At 70.2% G+C, this 18,069-nt stretch carries 22 protein-coding genes; 10 read left to right on the top strand and 12 right to left on the bottom strand.

Going from position 1 to position 18,069, the window contains the following annotated elements; all coding sequences use genetic code 11:
* Positions 1 to 4: 4 nt before the first annotated feature.
* On the bottom strand, positions 5 to 1,084 hold the full coding sequence (locus KBZ04_RS01195; protein ID WP_254990085.1) for a type IV pilus twitching motility protein PilT: 1,080 nt from the start codon (positions 1,082 to 1,084) through the stop codon (positions 5 to 7).
* A 5-nt stretch (positions 1,085 to 1,089) separates the two neighbouring features.
* The gene (locus KBZ04_RS01190; protein WP_254990084.1) at positions 1,090 to 2,547 is read right to left on the bottom strand and encodes a GspE/PulE family protein; all 1,458 of its coding nucleotides are present in this window, start codon (positions 2,545 to 2,547) and stop codon (positions 1,090 to 1,092) included.
* Positions 2,548 to 2,658: 111 nt separating this feature from the next.
* Here KBZ04_RS01190 and grpE point away from each other — a divergent pair, with 111 nt between their 5' ends.
* Genes grpE through rsgA form a run of 4 tightly spaced genes read left to right on the top strand, consistent with a single transcriptional unit; the run spans position 2,659 to position 5,804 of the window.
* Positions 2,659 to 3,378, top strand: coding sequence for a nucleotide exchange factor GrpE (grpE, locus tag KBZ04_RS01185; protein WP_254990083.1), 720 nt, complete (start codon positions 2,659 to 2,661; stop codon positions 3,376 to 3,378).
* Positions 3,378 to 4,502, top strand: coding sequence for a molecular chaperone DnaJ (gene dnaJ, locus KBZ04_RS01180; protein WP_254990082.1), 1,125 nt, complete (start codon positions 3,378 to 3,380; stop codon positions 4,500 to 4,502). Before grpE ends, dnaJ begins: the two co-directional genes overlap by 1 nt.
* On the top strand, positions 4,499 to 4,744 hold the full coding sequence (locus KBZ04_RS01175) for a sulfurtransferase TusA family protein (RefSeq protein ID WP_254990081.1): 246 nt from the start codon (positions 4,499 to 4,501) through the stop codon (positions 4,742 to 4,744). Before dnaJ ends, KBZ04_RS01175 begins: the two co-directional genes overlap by 4 nt.
* Positions 4,734 to 5,804: a ribosome small subunit-dependent GTPase A gene (gene rsgA, locus KBZ04_RS01170; RefSeq protein ID WP_254990079.1), complete on the top strand. Its 1,071-nt coding sequence runs from the start codon at positions 4,734 to 4,736 to the stop codon at positions 5,802 to 5,804. Before KBZ04_RS01175 ends, rsgA begins: the two co-directional genes overlap by 11 nt.
* Here the strand turns inward: rsgA and KBZ04_RS01165 are convergent.
* From KBZ04_RS01165 to murC, 3 genes are read right to left on the bottom strand one after another with little or no spacing between them, the layout of a single operon-like run.
* Positions 5,761 to 6,102 carry a YbaB/EbfC family nucleoid-associated protein gene (locus tag KBZ04_RS01165; protein WP_254958967.1) on the bottom strand — a complete coding sequence of 114 codons (342 nt, stop codon included), beginning with the start codon at positions 6,100 to 6,102 and terminating at the stop codon, positions 5,761 to 5,763. The genes rsgA and KBZ04_RS01165 overlap by 44 nt on opposite strands.
* A gap of 27 nt (positions 6,103 to 6,129) precedes the next feature.
* Positions 6,130 to 7,023, bottom strand: a complete 894-nt coding sequence (gene murB / locus KBZ04_RS01160; RefSeq protein WP_254990078.1) for a UDP-N-acetylmuramate dehydrogenase — start codon at positions 7,021 to 7,023, stop codon at positions 6,130 to 6,132.
* A 4-nt stretch (positions 7,024 to 7,027) separates the two neighbouring features.
* The gene (gene murC, locus KBZ04_RS01155) at positions 7,028 to 8,464 is read right to left on the bottom strand and encodes a UDP-N-acetylmuramate--L-alanine ligase (RefSeq protein WP_254990096.1); all 1,437 of its coding nucleotides are present in this window, start codon (positions 8,462 to 8,464) and stop codon (positions 7,028 to 7,030) included.
* Positions 8,465 to 8,645: 181 nt separating this feature from the next.
* Between murC and KBZ04_RS01150 the strand changes: the two genes are divergently transcribed.
* Positions 8,646 to 9,668, top strand: coding sequence for a type I glyceraldehyde-3-phosphate dehydrogenase (locus KBZ04_RS01150; protein ID WP_254990077.1), 1,023 nt, complete (start codon positions 8,646 to 8,648; stop codon positions 9,666 to 9,668).
* A 14-nt stretch (positions 9,669 to 9,682) separates the two neighbouring features.
* Here KBZ04_RS01150 and thiL read toward each other — a convergent pair whose 3' ends face one another.
* Together thiL and KBZ04_RS01140 are read right to left on the bottom strand one after the other, a co-directional pair.
* Positions 9,683 to 10,705, bottom strand: a complete 1,023-nt coding sequence (thiL, locus tag KBZ04_RS01145; RefSeq protein ID WP_254990076.1) for a thiamine-phosphate kinase — start codon at positions 10,703 to 10,705, stop codon at positions 9,683 to 9,685.
* Entirely contained in the window at positions 10,698 to 11,789 is a 1,092-nt protein-coding gene (locus KBZ04_RS01140) for a peptidylprolyl isomerase (RefSeq protein WP_254990075.1), read from the bottom strand. The genes thiL and KBZ04_RS01140 overlap by 8 nt, the downstream gene beginning before the upstream one ends.
* Before the next feature lie 110 nt (positions 11,790 to 11,899).
* Between KBZ04_RS01140 and efp the strand changes: the two genes are divergently transcribed.
* Positions 11,900 to 12,460, top strand: coding sequence for an elongation factor P (efp, locus tag KBZ04_RS01135; RefSeq protein ID WP_216907098.1), 561 nt, complete (start codon positions 11,900 to 11,902; stop codon positions 12,458 to 12,460).
* 5 nt (positions 12,461 to 12,465) lie between these two features.
* Positions 12,466 to 12,963, top strand: a complete 498-nt coding sequence (gene accB / locus KBZ04_RS01130; protein WP_254990074.1) for an acetyl-CoA carboxylase biotin carboxyl carrier protein — start codon at positions 12,466 to 12,468, stop codon at positions 12,961 to 12,963.
* On the opposite strand, the gene pdxA is transcribed toward accB, so the two are convergent.
* Entirely contained in the window at positions 12,960 to 13,955 is a 996-nt protein-coding gene (gene pdxA, locus KBZ04_RS01125) for a 4-hydroxythreonine-4-phosphate dehydrogenase PdxA (RefSeq protein ID WP_254990073.1), read from the bottom strand. The two genes, accB and pdxA, sit on opposite strands and share 4 nt — an antisense overlap.
* 27 nt (positions 13,956 to 13,982) lie before the next feature.
* Here pdxA and KBZ04_RS01120 point away from each other — a divergent pair, with 27 nt between their 5' ends.
* Positions 13,983 to 14,165, top strand: coding sequence for a hypothetical protein (locus tag KBZ04_RS01120; protein ID WP_254990072.1), 183 nt, complete (start codon positions 13,983 to 13,985; stop codon positions 14,163 to 14,165).
* On the opposite strand, the gene KBZ04_RS01115 is transcribed toward KBZ04_RS01120, so the two are convergent.
* Positions 14,123 to 15,058, bottom strand: a complete 936-nt coding sequence (locus KBZ04_RS01115) for an SDR family NAD(P)-dependent oxidoreductase (RefSeq protein WP_254990071.1) — start codon at positions 15,056 to 15,058, stop codon at positions 14,123 to 14,125. The genes KBZ04_RS01120 and KBZ04_RS01115 overlap by 43 nt on opposite strands.
* Positions 15,059 to 15,092: 34 nt before the next feature.
* On the opposite strand from KBZ04_RS01115, the gene KBZ04_RS01110 reads away from it, so the two are divergent.
* Positions 15,093 to 15,284 (top strand): hypothetical protein, encoded by a 192-nt coding sequence (locus KBZ04_RS01110; RefSeq protein WP_254990070.1) that lies wholly within the window; start codon positions 15,093 to 15,095, stop codon positions 15,282 to 15,284.
* Here the strand turns inward: KBZ04_RS01110 and KBZ04_RS01105 are convergent.
* A complete protein-coding gene (locus tag KBZ04_RS01105) occupies positions 15,230 to 15,667 on the bottom strand; it encodes an HNH endonuclease (protein ID WP_254990069.1) in 438 nt (145 codons plus the stop codon). The genes KBZ04_RS01110 and KBZ04_RS01105 overlap by 55 nt on opposite strands.
* Before the next feature lie 96 nt (positions 15,668 to 15,763).
* On the opposite strand from KBZ04_RS01105, the gene KBZ04_RS01100 reads away from it, so the two are divergent.
* Positions 15,764 to 17,332 carry a DEAD/DEAH box helicase gene (locus KBZ04_RS01100; protein ID WP_254990095.1) on the top strand — a complete coding sequence of 523 codons (1,569 nt, stop codon included), beginning with the start codon at positions 15,764 to 15,766 and terminating at the stop codon, positions 17,330 to 17,332.
* Between the two features lie 13 nt (positions 17,333 to 17,345).
* On the opposite strand, the gene KBZ04_RS01095 is transcribed toward KBZ04_RS01100, so the two are convergent.
* Positions 17,346 to 17,765, bottom strand: coding sequence for a hypothetical protein (locus tag KBZ04_RS01095; protein ID WP_254990068.1), 420 nt, complete (start codon positions 17,763 to 17,765; stop codon positions 17,346 to 17,348).
* Positions 17,749 to 18,069: DUF6554 family protein (locus KBZ04_RS01090; RefSeq protein ID WP_254990067.1), on the bottom strand; the 321-nt coding region annotated here is incomplete at its 5' end. The genes KBZ04_RS01090 and KBZ04_RS01095, both read right to left, overlap by 17 nt.

The raw sequence follows: 18,069 nt of genomic DNA, 5'->3' as shown, positions 1-18,069 counted from the left end.
AGGATCATCGCTCGAGAAGCCTGACGAGCTCCTCGGGTTTGGTGGTTTTCAGCAGGGCCTCGTCGCGGCTGACCTTGCCGTCCTCCACCAGGTTTGCCAGGGCGCGCTCAAGGGTCTGCATGCCCTGGCTGGCGCCGGTCTGGATCTGGGAATAGAGCTGGGAGGTTTTGCCCTCCCGGATCAGGTTGGCGATGGCGGGGGTGTTGATCATGATTTCCTGGGCCATCACCCGCCCGAAGGCCCCCTTGGCCGTGGGCACGGCGCTTCTGCAGAGGGTCTGGGAGAAGACCGCCAGCAGGCTGCTGCTGAGCTGCACCCGGATCTGGGTCTGCTGGCCGGCGGGGAACACGTCCACCATCCGGTCGACGGTCTGGGCGGCGGAACTGGTGTGCAGGGTGCCGAAGACGAGGTGGCCGGTTTCGGCGGCTGTGATCGCCAGCTGGATCGTCTCCAGGTCGCGCAGTTCCCCCACCAGGATCACATCGGGATCTTCCCGCAGGGCCGCCCGCAGGGCATTGGAGAAGCTGCGGGTGTCCTCGTTGAGCTCCCGCTGGTGAATGATCGACTTGTTGTTTCTGTAGGTGAATTCGATCGGATCCTCGATGGTGAGGATGTGCTCCGAACGGGAGGCGTTGATGTGCTCGATCAGGGAGGCCAGGGTGGTGGTCTTGCCGGAACCGGTGGGCCCGGTGACCAGGACGAGCCCCTTGGGCTTGTTGCTGATTTCCTCGACGATCGGCGGCAGGCCGAGTTTCTCCAGGCTGGGGATCGAGTTCCCGAGGGCCCGCAGGCAGGCCGCGTAGGTGCCCCTCTGGCGGTAGACGTTGATGCGGAAACGGGCGACGCCCTTGAGTCCGTAGGAGCAGTCCAGCTCCCAGTTCTGCTCGAGATTCTTGCGCTGGGCGTTGTTGAGCAGGGAGAAGATCAGACGGTTGCAGCTCTCTTCGCTGAGATTCGTGTCCTGGATGATCGGACGCAGCTGGCCACTGAAGCGGCCGTAGGGAGGATTCCCCGCAGAAAGGTGCAGGTCGCTGCCTCCGGCCTTGACCAGCTCCTGCATCAGGTCTTCGATCAGAAGGTCCATTCCGCTCAGCTCCGAACGCTCAGACAGTAGGGACATTCCAACCATTCGTCCTCAAGGCCTGCCCCGCAGCTGCGGCAGGTGAGGGTGCTCAGGGCCCGGGCCCGTCGCTCCGATTCCAGGCCCGTGTCGGTGAGCAGCATCCGCTCCACCTCCTCAAGGGTGGTGAGCCCCTGCCGGACCAGGTCGAGGCCATAGCCCAGCAGCGTTTTCATGCCGCTTTCCAGGGCCAGGCGGCGCAGCTCCTCGGTGGTCGACCGCTTGGCCACGGCGGCGGAGAGGGTCTCGTTCATCCGCAGGATCTCGTAGACCCCCACCCGGCCCTTGTAGCCCCGCCCCTGGCAGGTGCTGCAGCAGCCCTCCGTGCCGGGCGACACCGTGTTGGCGCGGTAGAAGCTGATCTCGCTCTCATCGGAGGCCACCAGGCCGAACCGGGCCAGTTCGGCATTGTGGGGGTGGTAGGAAATCCGGCATTCGCTGCACAGGCGACGCAGCAGCCGCTGCGACACCACCCCCAGCAGCGAAGCGCTCACCAGGAAGGGCTCCATCCCCATCTCATCAAGCCGGGCGAAGGCGCTGGCGGCGTCGTTGCAGTGCAGGGTGGTGAGCACCAGGTGGCCCGTGAGGGCCGCCTCGATGGCGGTGCGCGCGGTTTCCAGGTCGCGGGTCTCCCCCACCAGCAGCACGTCCGGGTCCTGCCGCATGAAGGCGCGTAGGGCGGAGCTGAAGTCGTAGCCCTTCTCCCGGTTCACCTGGGTCTGGGTGATGCCCGTGAGGGTGTATTCGATCGGATCCTCGACGGTGGAGATGTTGATCGTGGGGTCGTTGCGTTCCGAGAGCAGGGCGTAGAGGGTGGTGGACTTACCGGAACCGGTGGGCCCGGTGACCAGGATCATGCCGAAGGGCTTGGAGCCGATGTCCCGCAGGGTGGCCCTGGCCTCGTCGTCGGTGATCAGGCTGTCCAGTCCCAGCTGGGTGGCGCCGCTGTCGAGCAGCCGCAGCACCACCTTCTCGCCGTAGCGGCCCGGCAGGGTGCTGACCCGGAAGTCCATGGTGCGGCCGCGGAAGTTGCGGCGGATCCGACCGTCCTGGGGCATCCGCCGCTCGGCGATGTCCAGGTCGGCCATGATCTTGAAGCGGGAGGTCACCGCCGGGATCAGGGTGCGGGGCAGCTTGTCGATGCTGCGCAGGACGCCATCCTGGCGGAACCGGATCAGCAGGCCGTCCTCCTGGGGTTCGACGTGGATGTCACTGGCGCCGGTGGTGAGCGACTCGATCAGAATCCGGTCCACCAGGCTCATCACCGGGGAGATCCCCTCGCCGGAGCTGCTGGCTTCGAGGTCTTCGGTTTCCGGTGCGATCTGCCCCTGCGGCGTGGCGGCCTGGCCCAGGTCGAGGTCGCGGAACAGGGACGTGTGCTCCGCTCCGGTGACCTGCGGACGCTGGGTGAGACCTTCTGATGGCATCGAGGGAAGGATCAGGAGCGAAGCCAGGGACCGAGGTGCGGGCTTCCACCGCTTGTGGAGGGGGCTCCTCGGCATTCAACATAACGGGATCGGACATCCCTGCCAGAACGCATGACCGGCGACATCACCCCCCCCCATGAGGAACGGATCGATCCCCGGGAGGGCGCGGTCGACGCGGCCCGGGTGGAGGAGCTCCTCGAGACCCTGCAGGTGACGGCTGACGGCGAAACGGATGCCCCGCCCGCTGGCGCGGCCTCCGAGCCCCCGCCATCCCCTGAGGGGGAAGCCGGCGATCGCCTCGGCCAGCTGGAGGCCGAACTGACCGCCCTGCGCAGTGAGAACGAGTCGCTGCGGGGCCAGTACATGCGCATCGCCGCCGACTTCGACAACTTCCGCAAGCGCCAGAGCCGCGACAAGGAAGACCAGCGCCTGCACATCACCTGCACGACCCTCAGCGAGATCCTGCCGGTGGTCGACAACTTCGACCGGGCCCGCCAGCAGCTCAATCCCCAGAGCGACGAGGCCCAGACCCTGCATCGCAGCTACCAGAACCTCTATAAACAGCTGGTCGATGTGTTCAAGCAGCTGGGGGTTTCGCCGATGCGGGTGGAAGGGGAACCCTTCGACCCCAGCCTTCACGAAGCCGTGCTGCGCGAACCCAGTGAGGACCACCCGGAGGATGTGGTGATCGAGGAGCTGCAGCGGGGCTACCACCTCGATGGCCGCGTGCTCAGGCACGCCCTGGTCAAGGTGTCCATGGGCCCCGGTCCGGCCGGTGGGGCCAGCCCCTCTGAGGCCCCGGCCCCCCCCAGTGAGGGGCAATCCGACTGATGGCCGACTATTACGACCTGCTCGGTGTCAGCCGGGACGTGGATGCCGACAGCCTCAAGAAGGCCTACCGGCGCCTGGCCCGCCAGTACCACCCGGACGTCAACAAGGACCCGGCTGCGGAAGATCGTTTCAAGGAGATCGGCCGGGCCTATGAGGTGCTCAGCGATCCCCAGGCCCGGGCCCGCTACGACCAGTTCGGCGAGGCCGGCCTGGGCGGGGGTGGTGGCATGCCAGACATGGGCGACATGGGGGGCTTCGCCGACCTGTTCGAAACCTTCTTCAGTGGTTTCGGTGGGGCCGGTGGTCCTGCCGCCGGCGGTGCCCGCCGCCGCGGACCGCGCCAGGGCGACGACCTGCGCCTCGATCTCACGATCAGCTTCAGCGAGGCGGTGTTCGGCACCGAGAAGGACGTCCAGATCCGCCACCTCGAAACCTGCACCACCTGCAGCGGCTCGGGGGCCAAGGCGGGCAGCGGCCCCACCACCTGCGGCACCTGCGGCGGCGCCGGCCAGGTGCGGCGGGCCACCCGCACCCCCTTCGGCAACTTCACCCAGGTGGCGCCCTGCCCCACCTGCGAAGGCACCGGCCAGGTGATCGCCGATCCCTGCTCCGCCTGCGGCGGCCAGGGCCTGCAGCAGGTCCGCAAGAAGCTGCGCATCAACATTCCCGCCGGTGTCGACTCGGGCACCCGTCTGCGGGTCGGCCAGGAAGGCAACGCCGGCCAGCGGGGCGGGCCTGCGGGTGACCTCTATGTGTTCCTCACGGTCCAGGCCCATCCGCACCTGCGCCGGGACGGGGTCACGATCCACTCGGAGGTCTCGCTCAACTACCTCCAGGCGATCCTGGGCGACACGATCGAGGTGGAGACCGTCGACGGTCAGGAGCCCCTGGAGATCCCCCCCGGCACCCAGCCCGGGGCGGTGATCACCCTGCAGGGCAAGGGCATTCCGCGCCTGGGCAATCCCGTGGCGCGTGGCAACCACCAGTTCACCATCAAGGTGCAGCTGCCCACCAAGCTCAACGGTGAAGAGCGGCAACTGCTCGAGCAGCTGGCCGGACACCACACCAGCAAGGGCCAGCGCCACCACCACAAGAGCGGCCTGTTCGGCGGCCTGTTCGGTTGAACGACCCGGTGACCCTCGATCTGCGGGGCACCGCCTGCCCGGTGAACTTCATCCGGGCCCGGCTGGCGCTCGAAACAGTGCCGGCGGGGGGGTGGCTCCAGATCGATCTGGACCGTGGCGAGCCGGAGCTGATGGTGGCCGAAGGCCTGCGCTCCGAGGGGCACGCCGTGGAACTGGTTGTCCCTTCGCCGTTGGCCCCGGGGGACGGGGTGCGGCTTCGTGTGCAACGGGATGGGGGCTGAGCCGCTGCCGGGTCGGGTGGTGGCCCTGCAGGCGAACTACTGCCTGGTGGATCTGGATGGGCCCTCCGAGCTCGGCCCAGATGGTCGCCTGCTGTGCACCCGCCGCACACGCCTCGACAAGAGCGGCCTGCAGGTCTGCGTCGGTGACCGGGTGACGGTGGCGTCCGTTGACTGGCGGGCACGGCGGGGATCGGTCGTGGGCCTGGAACCCCGCCAGAGCCTGTTGCAGCGGCCGGCGGTCGCCAACGTGAGCCGGGTGGTGGTGGTGGTGTCCCTGGCGGAGCCGGGCCTCGATCCCCTGCAGCTGACGCGCTTCCTGATCACCGCGGAGGCCACCGGCCAGCCGGTGCAGGTGGTGCTGAGCAAGGCCGACCTGTTGCCGGCGGCCGCGGTGGCGGCGTGGTGCCGCCGGCTGGAGGGCTGGGGCTACGCCACGGTGGCGCTCTCCACCCACACCGGGGCGGGCCTGGTGGCCCTGCGCAGCCAGCTGAGCCAGCCGGGCATCGCCGTGCTCTGCGGCCCCTCCGGCGTGGGCAAGAGCAGCCTGCTCAATGCCCTGGCCCCCGCCCTGGAGCTCCGCGTCGCCGCCGTGTCCGGACGCCTGCGCCGGGGACGCCACACCACGCGGCATGTCGAACTGTTTCCGCTGGCGCCGGGGGCCCTGGTGGCGGATTCGCCGGGCTTCAACACCCCCGCCCTGCCCAGCGATCCCCAGACCCTCGCCGCCGCCTTCCCGGAGCTGCTGGCCCGGCTCAGGGCTTCCCCCTGCCGGTTCGCCAACTGCCGTCATCAGGGGGATCCCGGCTGCGCCATGGGGGACAGCTGGGACCGCCATGGCCTCTATGGGCGCTGCCTGGAGGAGGTGGAGGCCCTGGCGGGAGTCCGCTCCCGTGGTGGCCAGGGCCGCCATGGGGAAGGGGGGATGCGTCAGCGGGGCGACCGCCTCGAGCCCCTGCTCGACCCCCAGCTGCGCCGCTCCTCCCGCAGCACCCGCCGTCAGGCGCTGGATGGGGAGCTCAGTTCCCCAGACCGGGAAGATTCAGATCCAGACCGCCGGTGAGGGTTTCCATCCGCTCGCGCATGGTGGTGGTGGAGACCTCGTAGGCCTTGCAGAGGGCCGCCAGCACGGCCGCCTCAACGGCTTCGGCCGGTTCGCTGAGCAGTTCGGGGCTCAGCTCGACCCGCAGGGGCTGCTGGTTGCCGGTGAGCCAGACGCTGGCACGACCCTCGGGATCGCTGCCCTGCAGTTCCATCGCATCGAGCTCTTCCTGGAGCTTCTGGGCGTCCTGCTGAATCTGCTGGGCCTTGCGGAAGGCCTCGGTCAGCTGTCCGAAATTGGGAAGTCCGAATCCGGCCATGCCAGGGAGTCATCGTTGGAGGCCAGGCTAGAACCCCAGCCGTTTGACCTCGGGGTGCAGCCGCACGCCGCGGCCCTCCAGCACCCGCTGCTGCACCAGCCGGATCAGGGCGTCGATGTCGGCGGCGGTGGCGGAGCCGGTGTTGACGATGAAATTGGCGTGGATCGGCGACACCTGGGCATCACCGATGCTCAGCCCCTTGAGGCCGAGGGATTCGATCAGCTGGCCCGCCTTGAGCGGCTCGGGGTTGCGAAAGACGCTGCCGCAGCTGGGTTGCTGGTAAGGCTGGCTGCTGGTGCGGCTGTGCAGGTTGGCGCTGGTGCGCGCCGTGATGAGGGCCGGATCGTGGCCGGGCTCCAGCCGGAACCGGGCCGAAAGCACCAGCAGCGGTTCGTCCTGCAGCCGGCTGTGGCGGTAGGCGAAGGCCAGATCGGCGGCCGCCAGCCGGAAGGGGGCCTCGGGCCGGCGGGGATCCAGCACCCACACCGAGTCCAGCCACTCCGCCGTGCAGCCCCCCTGGGCGCCGGCGTTCATCACCACGGCCCCACCCACCGTGCCGGGGATGCCCACGGCCCACTCCAGCCCCCGCAGGCCGCTCCTGGCGGCCTTGCGGGCCAGGGTGGGGAGCGGTTCGCCCGCCTCCGCCTCCACCCAGCCCTCGCCCGGATCCAGCCGGCTGCCCTGCAGGCGGCGGTTGCAGAGGGTGAGGCCGTCGAGGCCGCCGTCGGCGATCAGCAGGTTGGAGCCGGCGCCGATGCAGCGGAAGGGCAGGCCCGCGGCCGCCGCCCAGGCGGCGTGGGCAATCAGCGCCTCCTGCTCGGCGGGTTCGGCGAACCAGGCGGCGGGTCCGCCCACCTTCCAGGTGGTGAACTCCCGCAGGCAGACCGATGGGCGGGGTTGGCTGGACGGGGCGGCGACCATCCCCTCAGGCCACCAGTGCCGAGGGGCGCTCGTGTTCGTCGAGGGCCCCCAGGCGGTCCCAGAGGCTGTTGACGTCGCCGGCCCCCATGGCCAGCACCAGGTCGCCCGGGCCGGTGCCGCTGGCCACCAGCTCCGCCAGCGCCTCCATGCTGGCCGCCACCGCCACCGGCAGGTCGGGGGCGAGGGCCCGCACCGCTTCGGCCAGGGCCGGGCTGGAGACCCCCGCCATCGGGGCCTCGCCGGCGGCATAGAGCGGCGCCAGCAGCACGGCATCGGCGTGGGCCAGGGCGGCGGCGAAGTCGTCCAGGAACTGGGCGGTACGGGTGTAGCGATGGGGCTGGAACACCGCCACCAGCCGGCGGGGCACCAGCGGCAGCGGGCTGCGGCCGCTCTCCACCATCAGCCGGGCCATGGCCAGGGTGGCCGCCACTTCGCTGGGGTGGTGGGCGTAGTCGTCGACGATCGCCCGGTCGTGCCACAGGCCGCGGCAGTCAAAGCGACGCCCGGGGGGACGCAGGCCAGCCACCGCCTGGCGCAGGTCGGCGAAGGGCACCCCTTCGAGCCGGCAGGCCGCCATCGCCGCCACGGTGTTGCTCAGGTTGTGGCGGCCGGGCAGGGGCACCTCCAGGGTGCCCAGGGCCACCCCCTGCTCGTACCAGGTGGCCAGGGTGCCGTCTCCCCGCTCCTCCAGGGGGATGGCGGCGAAGTCGATCCCCTCGCTGCTGCGCGTCGACCACCAGCTGGAGGCCTGGAAGTGCTCCCGCAGCACCGGGCAGTCCCGGTTGGCCAGCAGGGTCGTGCAGCCGCTCGAGAAGCGCTGCAGGGTGGCCACCAGGGAGGCCAGGTCCGGGTAGTGGTCGGTGTGGTCGAGTTCGATGTTGGTGAGCAGCCCGAGCCGGGGGTTGAACTTCACCAGGGACCCGTCCGACTCGTCGGCTTCGGCCACCAGCAACCGCCCCTGGCCATGGCGGCCGTTGCTGCCGAAGGCCGGCACGATGCCCCCGATCACGGCGGTGGGGTCCTCACCGACCGCCTCCAGCAGGGTGGCGATCAGGGTGCTGGTGGTGGTCTTGCCGTGGCTGCCGGCCACGGCGATCGACGGCTGGTCATTGATCAGGGCTGCCAGCACGTCGGAGCGGTGCACGATCGCCAGCCCGCGGCGACGTGCCTCGGCCAGCTCCGCGTTGTCGGCGGGCACCGCCGAGCTGATCACCACCATGGGGGCGTCTTCGGACGCCATCACCGCGGCGATGGTGGCGGCGGTCTGCTCCTGGAAGACCCGCACCCCGGAGGTCCGCAGCCGCTCGAGCACGGGGCTGGGACGGGGATCGGAGCCGCTCACCAGGAAGCCCCGTTCCGACAGGATCCCCGCCAGGGCGGACATGCCGATCCCTCCGGCCCCGATGAAATGGAGCGGCTGACGGCGATCAAGCTTCGGGATCAAGGCGGACTCCAGGCCTTGCCGAAAATAACGGCAGGTCCCCCCTCCCCCCCTTGCGGGATACTGCGCTTTGCCGACCGTCCGATCCGGGCCCTGTGGCTGCGGGAAAGTGCAGGACCCCATTTCTGTATGATCGGCAGCCAAAATCTCCCTTTCCTAGCGGGTTCCACCGCTTTCTGCCATGACCTTGCGCGTTGCGATCAATGGATTTGGCCGAATCGGTCGGAACTTCATGCGCTGCTGGCTCAGCCGCGGTGAGAACACCGGCATCGAAGTCGTCGGTCTGAACGACACGTCCGATCCGAAGACCAACGCCCACCTGCTGCAGTACGACACGATGCTTGGCCACATCCGCAATGCGGAAGTGAGCTACACCGACGACACCATCGTCGTCAATGGCAAGCCGATCAAATGCTTCTCCGATCGCAATCCCCTCAACCTCCCCTGGAAGGAGTGGGGCGTGGATCTGGTCATCGAAGCCACCGGCGTTTTCATCGATCAGAAGGGGGCCGGTAAACACATCGAGGCCGGCGCCAGAAAGGTGCTGATCACGGCTCCCGGTAAGGGCGAAGGCGTCGGCACCTTCGTGGTGGGCGTGAACGCCGACCAGTACCGCCACGAGGATTACGACATCATCAGCAACGCCAGCTGCACCACCAACTGCATGGCGCCGATCGTCAAGGTTCTCGACCAGAGCTTTGGGATCGTCAAGGGAATGATGACCACGACCCACAGCTACACCGGTGACCAGCGCATCCTCGATGCCAGCCATCGCGATCTGCGTCGTGCCCGTGCCGCTGCGGTCAACATCGTTCCCACCTCCACCGGCGCCGCCACGGCCGTGGCGCTCGTTTACCCGCCGATGAAGGGCAAGCTCAACGGCATCGCCCTGCGCGTGCCCACCCCGAACGTTTCGGTGGTTGACCTCGTCCTCGAAATCAGCCGTGGCACCACCAAGGAGGAGGTCAATTCCGTTCTTGAGGAAGCCTCGAAGAATGGGATGAAGGGGATCATCAAGTACTGCGATCTCCCCCTGGTTTCCACCGACCACGCCGGCACCGATGAATCCACGATTGTGGATGCCGACCTCACCTTGGTGATGGGCGAGAACATGGTCAAGGTGATTGCCTGGTACGACAACGAGTGGGGCTACAGCCAGCGCGTCGTCGACCTGGCCGAAGTGGTGGCCCGCAACTGGAAGTGAGCCTGGGGCCTGGTTCAGCCGAAATGCTGGAAGCTGGCTGACGGGGCGGCGATCCGGCCGCCTCCGTCCGACCAGGCCAGGGGGCCTTCCGCTCGGCGGGTTTCAAGACGGCCGACTCGGCGGCTCCCTGGCAGCTGCCCCAGCAGGGCGGCCGCCCAGGCGGGCTCAAGGGCCAGCACCAGCTCGAAATCCTCGCCTCCCCAGAGGCACCAGTCCTCGGCGGCGGCCAGGCCCTCCAGTTCCGGTGCCAGGGGAAGCGCCGCACGCTCGATCAGGGCCGTGCAGCCGCTCGCCAGCGCCAGGCAGCTCGCCGCCGCCGCCAGACCGTCGCTGCTGTCGCAGCCGGCCACACGCCAGGGCAAGGCCCCTGGCCGGCTGGCGCCCAGGGCCGCCACCGCATCGAAGCGGGGCACGGGCCGCCGGTGGGCGCTGATCGCCTTCTCCTGCACCGCCGGCGCCAGGGCCGGGAGCCCCTCGCCCAGCAGCAGGGCCAGGCCCAGGCGGCTCAGGCCATGGGCGCCGCTGCACACCAGCTGATCGCCCGGTCGTCCATCGCCGCGGCGGATCGGCCCACCGTGGCCGCCCTCGAGCCGGCCGAGGGCGGTGATGGCCAGCAGCCGCTGACGGCCGCCGCTGCAGTCGCCGCCCAGCAGCACGCCCCCATGGGCGTGCAGCAGCTGCGTCAGCCCGGCATAGGCCTGCTCCACCCAGGCCCATGGGGTGTCCCCCGGGGCCACCAGGCCCACGGTGAGCCCCACGGCGTCGCGGCAGCCCATGGCCGCCAGGTCGGAGAGGTTGGCGGCGGCGGCCCGCCAGCCCACGTCCCCGGCGCCCATGGTGGCGGCGCTGAAATGGACGTCCTCCACCAGCACGTCGGTGTTCAGCACCAGCTGAAGATCGCCCCCGCCGGTCGGGCCGAGCAGGTCCGGACCCAGCAGGGCGGCGTCATCGCCGAACTGGCCCCGGGGGGCGAAGGCGCCGAGGCGCCGGATCAGCTCCGTTTCCCCCAGCTCTGCCAGGGTGGGCCCCTCAGGCATGGGGGCGCAGGTTGTCGGCCCCTTCGATCACCGTCGCCTTGACGATGCCGTCATCGGCGGTGAGCTCCTCGAGCACATCCAGGCCATCCACCACGTAGCCGAAGGCGGCGTAGCGCCCGTCGATCAGGTTGAGGCCGGCGGGGGTGAGTTCCGGCTCGAACAGGAACAGGAAGAACTGGGAGGAGCCGTCGCCCAGGGCCTCGTCGGAGTGGGCCCATCCCAGGGTGCCCTTGCTGGCGAAGGGCAGCACCGGTTCGGCCTTGAACATCCCCAGATCCTCGAAGGTCTGGTTGTAGAAGGGGGCCTCCTCACCGGGCACCTTGATTTCCAGGGGCACCTGGCGCTCCTTCTTGGTGGCCGGATCCACGTAGCCCGTCAGCGGGCCGGCGGGATCACCGGTCTGCAGCACGTAGAAGTCCTCGGCGCGGTTGAAGGGCAGGCCGTCGTAGAAGCCTCGCTGGGCCAGATCGACGAAGGCGCCGGCGGTCAGGGGCGCGTTGTATCCGTCGACGACGGTGATCAGGTCGCCTTTGGTGGTGGTCAGCCGCACGGTGGCGCGGCCCAGCAGCCGCGGCAGCGCATCGAACTCAGGCGGGATGGTGAAGGGGAAGTCCCCCACCAGCAGTCCTTCGGCGCGGCCGATGGCGGCGAGGGCTTCCCGGCGGGCCGCCAGGAACCCGTCCCGGTCCTGGGCCTCGCCCGCGGCGGCCAGCTCCTGCAGATGGGTGCCGGCGTCGGTGAGCAGGGCCTCGGCGGTGGCCCGGTCGGCGGGGTCGAAGCTGGCCAGGATGCGCTCGCGGCTGCTGCCCAGCTGGGATTCGGCCCGGCGCACGGAGCCGGTCAGGCTGGTCCAGCGCTTGGCCCTCAGATCGTCGCTGGTGTCCTCCAGCCGGTGCTGCAGCTTCTGAAGATCGCCCTGCTCGATGGGCAGGGCATTGCGCAGCAGGGCGGTGGGATCGCTGACGGCGTTGCCCTGGGGCAGGTAGGCCCAGGCGGCGGGGACCGCGAGCAGCAGGGTCAGCAGCAGGGCCAGGCTGGCCCCCAGCGTGGTGGTGAACCCGAAGGGCCCGCGTCGCCGGTCCATGCTTCCCTTGTGACTGCCTGGACTTTGGCACAACCGGCCCTGGCTCCCCTGCCCCGGCTCAAGGGTGGGCCTGTAGCCAGACGTACAATCCCCCGATCCGATCCGCCGGAATGATCTCCAGCAACGACTTTCGTACCGGCACAACGATCGAACTGGATGGCCAGGTCTGGCGCGTCGTCGAGTTCCTGCATGTCAAGCCAGGCAAGGGCTCGGCCTTCGTGCGCACCAAGCTCAAGGGCGTGCAGAGCGGCAACGTGGTGGAGAAGACCTTCCGCGCCGGGGAGACCATGCCCCAGGCCCAGCTGGAGAAAGCGACCCTCCAGCACACCTACATGGAGGGCGACGATTACGTCTTCATGGACATGGCCTCCTACGAGGAGACCCGGCTGACCGCCAAGCAGATCGGTGACGGCCGCAAGTACCTCAAGGAAGGCATGGAGGTGAGCGTGGTCTCCTGGAACGGCAAGCCCCTGGAGGTGGAGCTGCCCAATTCGGTGGTGCTCGAAGTCACCCAGACCGACCCGGGCGTCAAGGGTGACACCGCCACCGGCGGCACCAAGCCCGCCATCGTCGAGACCGGCGCCCAGGTGATGGTGCCCCTGTTCATCACCATCGGCGAGAAGATCAAGGTCGACACCCGCACCGACAGCTATCTGGGCCGGGAGTCCTGATCGCCATGCAGCTCGATCACGACCAACTGCGCCAGTTGCTGGCCCTGCTCGGGGACAGCGACATTCAGGAGCTCAAGCTCGAGGGCGACGACTTCCGCCTGGAGGTGCGCCGCAACCTGCCGTCTCCCGCACCGGCCACCGTCACCATGGTGCAGGCCCCGGCCGGGCCGCCACCCCTGGCCCCCGTGCCCGCCGCCCCTGCCGGTGCAGCCGCCCCCGGCCCTTCGGCTCCCCCCCCTCCGGCCGCCTCGGTGCGCAGCGATCTGCAGGCCGTCACCGCCCCGATGGTGGGCACCTTCTACCGCTCCTCCGCGCCGGGCGAGGCCCCCTTCGTGGAGGTGGGCAGCCGCATCAGCGCCGGTCAGCCGGTGTGCATTCTTGAGGCGATGAAGCTGATGAACGAGCTGGAGTGTGAATTCAGCGGCGAAGTGGTGGAGATCCTGGTGGAGAACGGCACCCCGGTGGAATTCGGTCAGGTGCTGATGCGGATCAAGGCCGGCTAACCCAGTTCCCAGGCGGTGCGGATCGCCGCCGCCATGCTGTCGGCCCGGGCCACGCCCCGGCCGGCGATGCCGAAGGCGGTGCCGTGGTCGGGGGAGGTGCGCAGGAAGGGCAGCCCCAGGGTGGTGTTGACGGCGGCGTCGAAGGCCAGCAGCTTCACGGGGATCAGTCCCTGGTCGTGATAGAGCGCCAGGTAGCCGTCGGCCCCGTCACCCTCCCCTTTCCAGGCCGCCGCCGCCTCCAGCCAGCAGGTGTCCGGCGGCATGGGCCCCTCCAGCCGCGCCTCCGGATGCCGCTCCTGCCACTGCCGCAGGGTGGGGATCAGCCAGTCCTGCTCCTCCCGGCCCAGATGGCCCCCTTCCCCGGCATGGGGGTTGAGCCCCGCCACCACCAGCCGCGGCCGGTCCTCGAAGCGCCGGCAGAAGGCCAGCAGGGCGTCCAGCCGCCGGCTCACCAGCTCCGGAGTCAGCCGGCCGCTCACCTCGGCCAGCGGGATGTGGGTGGTGGCCAGAAGGGTGTTGAGCCGCCAGCCGCCCCCGGGGGCCAGGGCGGTGAACAGCATGCCGGCGTCGCCGCTGCCGGTGAGTTCCGCCAGCCGCTCCGTCTGGCCGGGGTAGGCATGGCCGGCCGCCTGCCAGCTGGCCTTGGCGATCGGGGCCGTCACCAGGGCCCGGCCGCCGCCGGCCCCCACCAGCGCCACGGCCCGGGTCAGCCAGGCGAAACCCGCGGCTCCGGCGGCGGCACTGCTGACCCCTGGGACGACCGGCTGCTCCAGGGGTACGTCCTCCATGGCGAAGTCGCCGGGGTCGGCCAGGGGGGCGTCGCTGCAGGTCAGCAGGTGCCGGTGGCAGTCCCGCAGCCAGCGGCCGCAGCCCACCAGCACCACCTCCTGGTCGGCGGGGCGCGGCTGGGCGAGGGCCTTGAGGGTCACTTCGGCGCCGATGCCGGCGGGATCCCCCAGGGCGATGACAAGGCGATCCGCTGTAGTTTTCATGCCATCGGGCGTTGTCGGGGTCGGTTCATGGTCCGTTTGCTGCTGCTGGGTGCGCTTCTGCTGGGTGGTGGGGTCGCCTTCCGCAATGAGTGGGTCGTGGTGGACTGGCAGAAGATCGGCAAGGACACCGGCGTCTCGTCCATGATCGACACGTCGATCTTCGGCTCTCAGAAGAAGTCTCCGCTGCAGGACGACAGGCCCTCCCGGTAGGTGGGATAGAGCAGGCGGTAGCCGAGGTCCTCCCGGAGCCGCCGGCTGCTGGCCCGACGATTCTCGCTCCAGAAGCTGCGGGCCATGGGTCCCAGGCTGGGTGCCACGTCCACGTAGCGCTGCACCTCCGGCAGTCGGCAGCCCAGCAGGTGGGCGGCCAGGCCCAGGATCTCGCTGGAGGGGCAGGGGCAGGTGTCCGCCAGGATCAGGGTGTCCGGCCTTGCCTGGGGCGCAAGGGCGATGGTGTGCAGCACGGCCCCGACGATGTCGTCGACGTGCACCCGGGAGAACACCTGGCCAGGTTTGTGGATCAGCCGCGCCGTGCCGTTGCGCAGGCTCAGCAGCGGATTGCGGCCGGGGCCGTAGATGGCGGGCAGCCGCAGCAGCTGCACCGGCAGGCCGCTGCGGCGCCAGGCCTGCTCACAGGCCAGCCGGGCCCGGCTCCGTTCCAGCAGGGGTTGGGTGGGGCTCGTCTCGTCCACCCAGGCGCCGCCGCTGTCGCCGTAGACCCCGGTGGTGGAGAGGTAGCCCACCCAGGCCGGATCCAGGCGCTGCAACGTCGCCTCCAGCGACTCCAGCACCGGATCCCGGCCGCCGGCATTGGGGGGGATCGTCACCAGCACGTGGCTGACTCCGGCCAGGTCCGCCGGGGTGGGCAGCGCCCCCTGGTCAGGATCGAAGTGCAGCCAGCCCGGGTCATTGCCGCCGGGGGAGGGCTGGCGGTGGGTGAGCAGCACCGGCACGCCGGCCGCCTCCAGCGCCTGGGCCACACGCCGGCCGGTGTAGCCCCCGCCGAGCACCAGCAGCCGGCCGATGGCGGCGGCGGCAGCGGCAAGCGCCGGGTGTTCGATCGGCGCGGCAGCGACCGCCGGGTTGACAGATTGCGTCGACATCAGTACACCTGTATCACTGTCTGATCCCCATCCCGTGACCGCTTCTTCCTTCCAGGCCAGTCTCCCTGTCGGCCTCGCACCGGTGGCCCGTGCGCGGGCCACCATGCCCCTGCGGTTGGCCGTCGGGCTGGTGCTCGGAGCCGTGTTGCTGGCGCCGGAGCAGCCCCGCGATCAGGAGGCCATCTGCCACCGCCACAACGGCGTGGAGGCCTGCCGGGTCTGGTGAGTCACTTCGGCCTCGGCCGCCGAGGCGGTCTCCGCTTCAACGGGCGCCACCCACTGCAGCAACCGCAGCGCCAGGCGCAGGTCGCCGTCGGTCCAGGCCCGCAGGGCCATCGCCCGGCGTGGGTCGTAGAAGGGCTGGCCTCGGTACCAGGTGAAGGCATCACTGTCTCCCGTGCGGCCGTTGCAGCCCAGGCAGGCCGGCACACAGTTTTCGGTGATGCTCTGGCCACCGCGGCTCAGCGGATGCACGTGGTCGATGGATTCGGAGGCCTCGCCGCAGTAGAGGCACCGACGACCAGTCATCCGGTGCAGCGACTGTCGCCATCGTCGCGCTCGCAGCTTGGGGCAGAGATCTTCGAGAAAGACTCCATCCCTGGCCTGCATCAGCGCGCCTCGGTTGGCGGAAGTTTGCCCTCAGCGCCCCGGGTGTCAATGTGTTCTTGATTGCTTTTTGCCGCATTGGCCACCCCCCTGGTGCAGATGCGCCTGGGCGCCTCGGGTCTGATCGAAGTCGTCAGTCCCTTCGATGCGGTGACCCAGGCGCAGCTGCGGGCCATCCGCCCCCGGGGCCAGTGGCTCAGCCGCCGGGGCTGCTGGCAGTTTCCCCTCGAGGCCGCCGCCGCGTTGCAGCAGCAGTGCGCCGGCCGCTTCCCGGTCACGCCGGAGCTGGAGCAGTGGTTCGCCTGGCTTTCGCAGCCCATGCCCCCCCTGCCCCCGCACCGGGCGCTGGTGGCGGCGGCTGCCGCCGACGAGGAGATGCCCGATGGCCGCCAGCTGTTCCGCCACCAGCGGCAGGCGGTGCGCTGGTTGCTGGCCCGGCGCGGGGCCGTGCTGGCCGATGCGATGGGCCTCGGCAAGACCCTCAGCGCCCTGGTGGCCGGTCGGGCCCTGGTGCGCCTGGCCGACTGCCGGCTGGTGGTGGTGGCCCCGGCTGGGCTGCATCACCACTGGCGCCAGGAGGCGGCGGGGCTGGGTCTGCGGCTGGAGCTGCACAGCTGGGCCCGGCTGCCCGCCGAGCTGCCGGACGCCGGCACGGTGCTGATCGCCGATGAGGCCCACTTCGCCCAGACGATCCACGCGGCCCGCACCCAGGCGTTCCTGCGCCTGGCCCGCCATCCGCGCCTGCGGGCGATCTGGCTGCTCTCCGGTACACCGATGAAGAATGGCCGGCCGGTCCAGCTGTTTCCCCTGCTGGCCGCCATCGGCCATCCCCTGGGGGCCGACCAGCGCCACTTCGAGGAGCGCTACTGCCAGGGGCACTGGCGCGAGCAGGGGGGGCGGCGGATCTGGCAGGCCAGCGGCGCCAGCCAGCTCGAGGAACTGCAGCGGTTGGTGCGGCCCCTGGTGCTGCACCGCCGCAAGGGGCAGTGCCTCGACCTGCCGCCCAAGCAGCGGCTGGAGCGGCCCGTGAGGCTCGAGTCCGCCGAGGCCGAGGCCTTCGAGCAGGCCCTGCAGGAGCGGATCGACGACTACCGCCGCCGGGCCTGGGCCGGTGAGGTGCGCCGCGATGCCGAAGCCCTGGCCGTGTTCACGGCCCTGCGCCAGATCGCTTCGCGCCACAAGCTGGCCGCCACCACCGAACTGGTGGCCGACCTGCGCGGCCGCGGCGAGGCGGTGGTGGTGTTCACGGCCTTCGTGGCCACCGCCCTGGCCCTGCACCGGCAGCTCGGCCAGGGGCAGGATGGCGGCCCCCTGGTCGGCGCCGTGCCCCCGGCCCGGCGGCAGAGGCTGGTGGATGCCTTCCAGTCGGGGCGCAGCCCCGTGCTGATCGCCACCTACGGCACGGGGGGCCTGGGCTTCACCCTGCACCGGGCCCGCCACGTGGTGCTGGTCGAGCGGCCCTGGACCCCGGGCGACGCCGAGCAGGCCGAAGACCGCTGCCACCGGATCGGCATGGGCGCCGCGCTCACCAGCCACTGGCTGCAACTGGGCATCGCCGACCGGCTGGTGGACGACCTGATCGCCAGCAAGGCCGAACGGATTTCCCTACTGCTGCAGCGCCAGCCGGCCCTGCCGGCGCTGGTGCGTCAATGGCTCGAGACCGTGTAGGGGGCGGCCTGACTCAGCCCCCCGGTCGGGCGGGTTCGTCCTCGCGACAGCTGCGTTGCCGCACCTCCAGGTCCTGGCGCAGGATCGGATCCAGCTTGCCCTTGGGCACCGCGGCGGCCAGGGTGGTGGCCTGGGCGATGTCCCGACAGGCGGCGACGGTGTTGCCGGCCAGGGTGTGCAGCAGGAACCGTTCGTTCAGGGGGCCGGGATCCTTCGGGAAGGCCGCCACCACCTTGTCGCACTGCTGCAGGGCGCTGGGGAGGTCCTCCAGCTTCACGGTGCGCAGGCAGTCCTCCCGGGTGATCGGCCGCTCGGGCAGGGGCTGCTCAACGCAGCCGCCGACCAGGAGGGCCGGCAGCAGCAGGAGGAGCGGCCGGCGTTGCCGGCGTGGGACGGGGGTGTGCCGGCCGGCCAGCTCAGTTGTAACGCTCACTCCGGGTCATGCCGCTGCCACCAGCCTTACCATCCCCGACGACCGAGATGGCGGTGGGGCTGGGTTCGGGACTGGTCGCGGTGCTTCCGGGGGTGCGCGGCGCATACAGATCGCCCAGGAACCGGCCGCAATCGGGAAAGGTGCCGGGATTCTGAACCACAGCTTCGGTGATCATCACCGCGGCATGTTCAGGAGAGGTCTTGAACAGACCGGCGCTCTGGCGCTTGATCAGGGCATAGGAGGCCGTCCAGCTGACTTCGTGGACGTTGCCGTTGTTGCGCATGAAGCAGTACACCTGGGCGCC

Source organism: Cyanobium sp. N5-Cardenillas, assembly GCF_024345515.1.
Classification (GTDB): domain Bacteria; phylum Cyanobacteriota; class Cyanobacteriia; order PCC-6307; family Cyanobiaceae; genus Cyanobium.
This window is presented reverse-complemented; position numbering and strand designations above follow the sequence as displayed.

Coding starts and splice junctions, on each gene's coding strand:
- KBZ04_RS01195 (WP_254990085.1), bottom strand. CDS start 1,084: ATGGACCTTCTGATCGAAGACCTGATGCAGGAGCTGGTCAAGGCCGGA.
- KBZ04_RS01100 (WP_254990095.1), top strand. CDS start 15,764: ATGCGCCTGGGCGCCTCGGGTCTGATCGAAGTCGTCAGTCCCTTCGAT.
- murB (WP_254990078.1), bottom strand. CDS start 7,023: ATGGTCGCCGCCCCGTCCAGCCAACCCCGCCCATCGGTCTGCCTGCGG.
- KBZ04_RS01105 (WP_254990069.1), bottom strand. CDS start 15,667: ATGCAGGCCAGGGATGGAGTCTTTCTCGAAGATCTCTGCCCCAAGCTG.
- KBZ04_RS01115 (WP_254990071.1), bottom strand. CDS start 15,058: ATGTCGACGCAATCTGTCAACCCGGCGGTCGCTGCCGCGCCGATCGAA.
- pdxA (WP_254990073.1), bottom strand. CDS start 13,955: ATGAAAACTACAGCGGATCGCCTTGTCATCGCCCTGGGGGATCCCGCC.
- KBZ04_RS01140 (WP_254990075.1), bottom strand. CDS start 11,789: ATGGACCGGCGACGCGGGCCCTTCGGGTTCACCACCACGCTGGGGGCC.
- KBZ04_RS01190 (WP_254990084.1), bottom strand. CDS start 2,547: ATGCCATCAGAAGGTCTCACCCAGCGTCCGCAGGTCACCGGAGCGGAG.
- KBZ04_RS01150 (WP_254990077.1), top strand. CDS start 8,646: ATGACCTTGCGCGTTGCGATCAATGGATTTGGCCGAATCGGTCGGAAC.
- KBZ04_RS01120 (WP_254990072.1), top strand. CDS start 13,983: ATGGTCCGTTTGCTGCTGCTGGGTGCGCTTCTGCTGGGTGGTGGGGTC.
- accB (WP_254990074.1), top strand. CDS start 12,466: ATGCAGCTCGATCACGACCAACTGCGCCAGTTGCTGGCCCTGCTCGGG.
- rsgA (WP_254990079.1), top strand. CDS start 4,734: ATGGGGGCTGAGCCGCTGCCGGGTCGGGTGGTGGCCCTGCAGGCGAAC.
- KBZ04_RS01165 (WP_254958967.1), bottom strand. CDS start 6,102: ATGGCCGGATTCGGACTTCCCAATTTCGGACAGCTGACCGAGGCCTTC.
- efp (WP_216907098.1), top strand. CDS start 11,900: ATGATCTCCAGCAACGACTTTCGTACCGGCACAACGATCGAACTGGAT.
- thiL (WP_254990076.1), bottom strand. CDS start 10,705: ATGCCTGAGGGGCCCACCCTGGCAGAGCTGGGGGAAACGGAGCTGATC.
- grpE (WP_254990083.1), top strand. CDS start 2,659: ATGACCGGCGACATCACCCCCCCCCATGAGGAACGGATCGATCCCCGG.
- dnaJ (WP_254990082.1), top strand. CDS start 3,378: ATGGCCGACTATTACGACCTGCTCGGTGTCAGCCGGGACGTGGATGCC.